A 6,396-nucleotide genomic window follows, 5' to 3' on the forward strand; every position below is an offset into this window, starting at 1 on the left:
CGCCCGCCCGCCCAGCCCGCTCGCGCCGGCCGCGCGGGCGGGCGGCCGGGCGGCCGGGCACGGCTCGGGCCGGCCGTTCAGGTCAGCCGGAAGACCGGTCCGCGCGGGGTGAACGGCAACCCCGCGCCCTGCGGTACCAGGTACGCGTGCTCGCGCCGCACCCGCAGCACGTCGCACTCGCCGTCGGTGATCAGCAGGATCGGCGCGCCGGCCGGGAAGTCCTCGGCGCGCTCCAGCAGGTCCACGCCGGGTTGCAGCACCGTCCCGCCCCGGCCGCGGACCCGGACCCGGCCGGCGATGTCCTGCGGCGGGAGGTAGCCGGCGTCGTGGGCGGCGGCGTCGCAGTACACCACCCGGACCGCCGGCACGTCCCGCGCGGCGGCGTAGGAGGCGATCGCGCCCAGGGCCCGGCCGAGCAGCCGGCGGTCCATCGAGCCGGAGGTGTCCAGCACCACCCCGAAGGTGCAGCGGGCCACCTCCTCGGGCGGGAAGTACCGCCCGGCGCGCGGGATGTCGGGGGAGGAGGCCTGCCGCCGGGACGGCCGGGCGTAGCTGCGCACCGGCTGCGGGGAGGGGACGAACTCGTCGAACCAGCGTGCCAGTCGGGCGTCCCACGGCACCGGCGGGTGGGCCAACGCGCGGATCTCCTCGACCAGCCCGGCCGGCAGCAGCCCGCGTTCGCGCCGGTGCAGCTCGAAGCCCTGCTGCAGGCCGCGGCGGTAGAAGTCGTCCAGGTCGACGAAGTCGCGCGCAGGGCCGATCGGTTCGCCGAGCACGTCCGGCCGCCCCTTGCCGGCGAGGGTCGCCAACCGACGGATCCGCCGCTGGTCGCGGACGATCCGGTCGTACACCTCCTCGGCCGACAGCCCCTTCAACCCGGGGTCGTGCAGCAGCCCTTCGGGCATTTCGCCGATGCCCATCTCCAGCAGCCAGCCGTTGATCACGTAGTCGGCCGCGACGTTGAACAGGTACGGGTCGCGGGCCCCGCGCCGCTCGCCGTGCCGCAGCGCGGCGTGCAGCATCTCGTGGGCCAGGATGAAGCGCCACTCCTCGTCGCTGTGGCGGCGCAGCGGGTTGAGGTAGATCTCGCCGGCCTCGGCGTTGACCGCCGCGACGGCGATGCCGTGGGCACGCGCGAGTTCGACGTCCGCGACCAGGGTGATGCCGGCCGCGATGCCCCCGAGCAGCGGGTAACTGGAGACGAACCAGTTGAGCGCCCGGGTCCAGGGCCGCTCGGGCATCCGGGCGCCGGTGAGCTCCTCGCGCCGACCGCCGGCCACGTCCATCGCCGCCGACATGGTGCGGGTGAGCGCGGCGGCGAAGGCCGTGGTCCAGTCCTCGGGGGTGTCCGCCCGGCGGGGCACCAGGTGCAGGTCCGGCTCGGCGCCGGCGGTCCCGGCCACCTGCGGCAGGCCGTCGCGGCGCCAGCGCGCGGCCAGTTCCTCCTCGTCGCCACCCTGGTACGCCGGTGGCAGCGGCACCGGCGCCTGTCCCATCGGGAAGGTGGCGAGGAAGCGGTTGACCACGTGGCAGCGGGCGGCCCGCTGGTGGGTGTCGGGCTGGATGCGCGGGCCGGCGGCGGCCTCGGCGTGCCCGAAGCCCAGGTGCAGCAGACTGTGGGCCAGCACCCAGGCCCACTCGGCCGCGCTCGCGCGGCGCCTGGCGTCGACGTGCACCGTGCCGTTGGAGTCGACCACCGCCCAGCCGTCCACCGGGCGCAGTGCGCACTCGGGTTCGCGGCACAGGCGCACGTCCAGCGAGGCGAAGGCGGTGTTGCCCCGCAGCCGGGCCAGGCCCTGGCCGAGTGCCTCGGCGGCCGGGTCCGCGGGCGCCGCCCCGGCCGCGCCCCTGGCGGCCGCCGGGCGCGCCGGCCGCCTCACCGGCGGGCCTCCACCAGCCGCGGCATGTCCCGGGCCGCCTCGATCAGGAACCAGGGCGGGAGCACCGGATTGCCGTCCGAGCCGTCCGCGATCACCGTCTGGGCCACCTCGACCGAGATCTCGGCCAACTGCACCAGCAGCGACTTGGCCCGGTAGGCGGTCTGCCGCAGCGCGTCGGAGGCGTACTCCTTCCTTGCCGGCAGTTCCTTGACCAGCCGGCCGCGGAAGGCGTCGGCCAGGTAGTAGAGCAGGTCGCGGTCCTCCAGGCGGTGCGGCCAGCGGGCGTCGCCCTTGAGGATGGCCTCCAGGCCGTAGGAGTTGCGCACGATCTTGGCGTAGCCGCAGAAGGCCACGGCGTGCGGCGGGGTGAGCAGGCCGTGGGCCAGCACCTTCAGGGTCTCGTGTGCCACCGCCGGGCCGAAGGAGTGCAGCGCGTCGGAGAGCATGTGCCAGGCGCGTGGCGTGGAGAACGGCTCCTCGGACTTGGGCGGCGCGGACCACAGGTGGTCCGGGCGGTCCGTCAGGTGGTCCACCACCCAGGGGTGGATGCCGTTGCCCGCCGCCCAGCGCAGCCAGTCGGTGGCGCTGGCCCGCAGATGGACGTGGACCAGGCGGTTGACCAGTGCCGACGCCATCGGCCGGGCGAGCGCACCGTCGGTGGCACGGTTGCCCGCACCGATCACGATGCTGCCGGCGGGCAGTTCGTAGGAGCCGATCCGACGGTCCAGGATCAGCGAGTAGAAGGCCTTCTGCACGTCCGGGGTGGCCGCGTTGAGCTCGTCCAGGAAGAGGCAGTACGGCTGGTCGCGGGCGATGGACTCCGGCGGGCAGAACCGCGAGCGGCCCTCGGCGGTGAGCTGCGGGACCCCGATCAGGTCCTCCGGTGCCAGCTGGGTGCCGATCAGGCTGACGCACTCCAGTCCCAGGGCCTGGGCGAACTCCCTCACCAGCGACGACTTCCCGATGCCCGGCGCGCCCCACAGGAAGACCGGCCGGACGGTGGCCAGCCCGAGCAGCAGCTCGGGAACCTGTGACGGCGAGACGGTGACGGCACCCTGCACGGGGAGGTCCTCCAGTGGTAGCGGACGAGCGCCCGCCCAGTGTGCGGACACCTGCCGCCGGGCGCACGCCCTTTTCGGCGCCCGAAACCGTGGTGCGACCGCGGCCGTGCGCCCCTACCCTCGCCCCATGACCCGCCGACCGCTCATCGCCGTGCTCACCGGGGCCGGGATCTCCACCGACTCCGGCATCCCCGACTACCGTGGCCCGAACGGGCTGTGGCAGCGCGACCCGAAGGCCCAGGAGCTGGTGACGCTGGGCCCCTACCTGGCCGATGAGGACGTGCGCCGGCGGGCCTGGCTGATGCGGCGCGACGCGGGCGCGCTGACGGCCGAGCCGAACGCCGGGCACCGCGCGCTGGTCGAACTGGCCGCGCGGCTGCCGGTCCGGGTGCTCACCCAGAACGTCGACGGGCTGCACCAGCGGGCCGGGCTGCCCGACCGCAAGGTGCTCGAACTGCACGGCAGCGCGCGCCGGGTGCAGTGCGTGCGCTGCCGGCGGTACGGGGAGATGAGCGCGGCGCTGGCGCGGGTGGCGGCCGGGGAGGACGACCCGCCCTGCCGGGAGTGCGGCGGCATCCTCAAGCCCGCCACCGTGATGTTCGGCGAGCGGCTGGACCCGGAGGTGATCGGGAAGGCGGAGGCCGTCGCCCGGGCCTGCGAGCTGTTCATCGCCGTCGGCAGCACCCTGCAGGTCCACCCGGCCGCCCTGTTGCCCCAGATCGCCGTGGAGAGCGGAGCCCGGCTCATCATCGTCAACGCCGAGCCGACGCCGTACGACCCGGTGGCCGATCAGGTGCTGCGCGAGCCCATCTCCTCGGCACTTCCCGCCCTGGTGGCTACGCTGACCGAATGACGCTCCAGCACCGCTTCGACCCCTGGTCCCCTCAGTTCGTCGCGCACCCGTACGACGCGTACGCCGAACTGCGCGAGCACGCGCCGGTCAGCTACTACGAGCCGACCGGCCAGTGGCTCGTCTCCCGGTACCAGGACGTCAGCGCGCTGCTGCGGGACCGGCGGCTGGGGCGCACCTACACCCACCGCTTCAGCCACGAGGAGTTCGGGCAGACGCCGCCGGACCCCGCGCACGAGGCGTTCCACACCCTCAACGACCACGGGCTGCTCGACCTGGAGGCGCCGGACCACACCCGGATCCGGCGGCTGGTCTCCAAGGCGTTCACCCCGAGGATGGTCGCCTCGCTGCGCCCCACGGTGGCCCGGCTGGCCGACGAGCTCGTCGCGGACCTGCTGAAGGAGGGCGGCGGCGACCTGATAGCCGCCCTCGCCGAGCCGCTGCCGGTGGCGGTGATCGCCGAGATGCTGGGCGTGCCCGAGGCCGACCGGGGCCTGCTGCGGCCCTGGTCGGCGGCGATCACCGGGATGTTCGAGCTCAACCCGAGCGAGGAGGTCGCCCGGCGGGCGGTGGACGCCAGCGTCGAGTTCTCCGACTACCTGCGCGCGCTGATCCGCGAGCGGCGCGCCGCCCCCGGCGGCGACCTGATATCCGCGCTGATCGCGGCGCAGGACGAGGGCGAGGCGCTCAACGAGCAGGAGATGGTCTCCACCTGCGTGCTGCTGCTCAACGCCGGCCACGAGGCCACCGTCAACACCACCGGCAACGGCTGGTGGGCGCTCTTTCGCAACCCCGACCAGCTGGCCCTGCTGCGTTCCGGGATCGACCGTCATCTCCCCACGGCCATCGAGGAGTTGATGCGCTACGACACCCCGTTGCAGATGTTCGAGCGCTGGGTGCTGGAGGACGTCGAGGTGGCCGGCACCACGATCCCGCGCGGCGCGGAGGTGGCGCTGCTCTTCGGCTCCGCCAACCGCGACCCGCAGCGTTTCGCCGACCCCGACCGCCTCGACCTCACCCGCGCCGACAACCCGCACATCACCTTCGGCGCCGGCATCCACTTCTGCCTCGGCGCCCCGCTGGCCCGCCTGGAGCTGACCGAGTCCTACGGCGCCCTGCTGCGGCGCGCGCCGGGGCTGCGGCTGCTGGCCGAGCCGCGGTGGCAGAGCGGCTACGTGATCCGTGGACTGACCGAACTCCGGGTCGAGCTCTGACCTTTGGCCGCGGCGGTATATGCTGACGGGTCGCCAGTCGGGATGCGAACCGCGGCCCGCCGCCTGGTTTGCCCCGAGGGGGACTTGCTCTGCTTCCGGGGGGAGAAGAACAGATGCGCTGTACCGCAGGGGCGAGTGTTCGGCGTTCGATCGCAGGTGCGCGGTGGTGATCATCCAGGACGGGCCGACGGGTCTGGCCCAGGGCGTGGAGGCGGCCCTGGCCGTCGCCGGGCGCGGCGCCGAGCGCGCCCGCACGCGGTACCGGCTCGACAGCGGGACCGCGCGGGCGCTGGTCGCCGCCGGCTTCGCCCGGCACTTCGTCCCCGCCCGCTGGGGCGGCGCCGCCGGCGGCTTCGAGACGCTGGTCGACGCCGTGCTCGACCTGAGCGGCGCCTGCACGGCCGCCGCCTGGTGCGCGACCCTCTACGCGGCGCACGGCCGGCTGGCCGGCTACCTGCCCGAACAGGGCCAGGCGGACCTGTGGGCCCACTCGCCGGACGTCCTGATCGCCGGCGCGGGCCTGGCCCCCAGCGGCCGGGCCGAGGCGGTGCCCGGCGGCTGGCGACTCAGCGGCGAGTGGGGGTTCGTGAGCGGCGTGGACCACGCGCAGTGGGTGCTGCTGGCGGCCTGGACGCAGGCGCGCGCGGGCCTGGAGCACCGGGTCTTCGCGGTGCCGCGCGGCGACCTGCTGATCCGCGACACCTGGCGCGGGCTGGGCATGCGCGGCACCGGCAGCAACACGGTGGTGCTGGCCGACGTCCTGGTGCCGGCCCACCGCACGGTGCCGATGGCCGAACTGGCCGCGGCCCGCCCGCCCGCCGCGGGCCGCGCGCGCTGCCACCAGGTGCCCTACCGGATGGTCGCCACCCTGCTGTTCACCACCCCGATCGTCGGCGCGGCGACCGCGGCGATGACCGCCTGGAGTGCCCCGCCGCCCGGCCGGGTGCTCGACCTGCAACGGGAGTTGACCCGCGCCGCCACCGAACTGCGCTCCGCCCGGCTGCTGTTGGGACACGCGGCGGCGCGCGCCGACCTGGCGGCGCCCGGTGAACGGGCGGTGGCGGAGAACCTGCGGGACACCTCGCTGACCGCGGACCTGTGCGTCACCGCGGTGGACCGGCTCTGCCAGCTGACCGGCGGGGTGCTGCCGGCCGACCAGGACCCGGTCCAGCGGGCCCGGCAGGACGTGCACACCGCGGCCGGCCACACCGCCCTGGAGTGCGAGGCGGCCTCGGCCCGGTACAGCGACGGCTTCTTCGACTGGGACGCCGCCGGCGGTTGCTGCTGAGCGCCCCGCCGACCGTGCCCGTCCGCTCAGCCGCCGGCGAGCCGGGCGCGCTGACACCGTGCGCGAGGTCGAGCTGTACGCCGAGGCGGTGCCAGTCCTCAAC

General features: G+C 75.0%; 5 protein-coding genes. 3 read left to right on the top strand and 2 right to left on the bottom strand.

The genetic code is table 11. From position 1 onward, the window contains the following. Window positions 1-77: 77 nt before the first annotated feature. Window positions 78-1,880, bottom strand: coding sequence for a vWA domain-containing protein (locus ABD323_RS38850; RefSeq protein WP_344446818.1), 1,803 nt, complete (start codon window positions 1,878-1,880; stop codon window positions 78-80). Then, window positions 1,877-2,941 (bottom strand): ATP-binding protein, encoded by a 1,065-nt coding sequence (locus ABD323_RS38855; RefSeq protein WP_344446819.1) that lies wholly within the window; start codon window positions 2,939-2,941, stop codon window positions 1,877-1,879. The genes ABD323_RS38850 and ABD323_RS38855 overlap by 4 nt, the downstream gene beginning before the upstream one ends. A gap of 127 nt (window positions 2,942-3,068) precedes the next feature. On the opposite strand from ABD323_RS38855, the gene ABD323_RS38860 reads away from it, so the two are divergent. The 3 genes from ABD323_RS38860 (at window position 3,069) to ABD323_RS38870 (ending at window position 6,293) form a co-directional block, all read left to right on the top strand. Continuing rightward, entirely contained in the window at window positions 3,069-3,794 is a 726-nt protein-coding gene (locus tag ABD323_RS38860; protein ID WP_344446820.1) for an SIR2 family NAD-dependent protein deacylase, read from the top strand. Further along, the gene (locus ABD323_RS38865; protein ID WP_344446821.1) at window positions 3,791-5,005 is read left to right on the top strand and encodes a cytochrome P450; all 1,215 of its coding nucleotides are present in this window, start codon (window positions 3,791-3,793) and stop codon (window positions 5,003-5,005) included. The genes ABD323_RS38860 and ABD323_RS38865 overlap by 4 nt, the downstream gene beginning before the upstream one ends. Before the next feature lie 166 nt (window positions 5,006-5,171). Further along, window positions 5,172-6,293, top strand: a complete 1,122-nt coding sequence (locus tag ABD323_RS38870; protein ID WP_344446822.1) for an acyl-CoA dehydrogenase family protein — start codon at window positions 5,172-5,174, stop codon at window positions 6,291-6,293. Window positions 6,294-6,396: the final 103 nt, after the last annotated feature.

The sequence above is a fragment of the Kitasatospora nipponensis genome (genome assembly GCF_039528135.1).
GTDB lineage: Bacteria > Actinomycetota > Actinomycetes > Streptomycetales > Streptomycetaceae > Kitasatospora > Kitasatospora nipponensis.

What these genes read in the sequence shown, in the direction of transcription:
- ABD323_RS38865 (WP_344446821.1), top strand. Translation starts at nt 3,791, where the DNA reads ATGACGCTCCAGCACCGCTTCGACCCCTGGTCCCCTCAGTTCGTCGCG.
- ABD323_RS38860 (WP_344446820.1), top strand. Translation starts at nt 3,069, where the DNA reads ATGACCCGCCGACCGCTCATCGCCGTGCTCACCGGGGCCGGGATCTCC.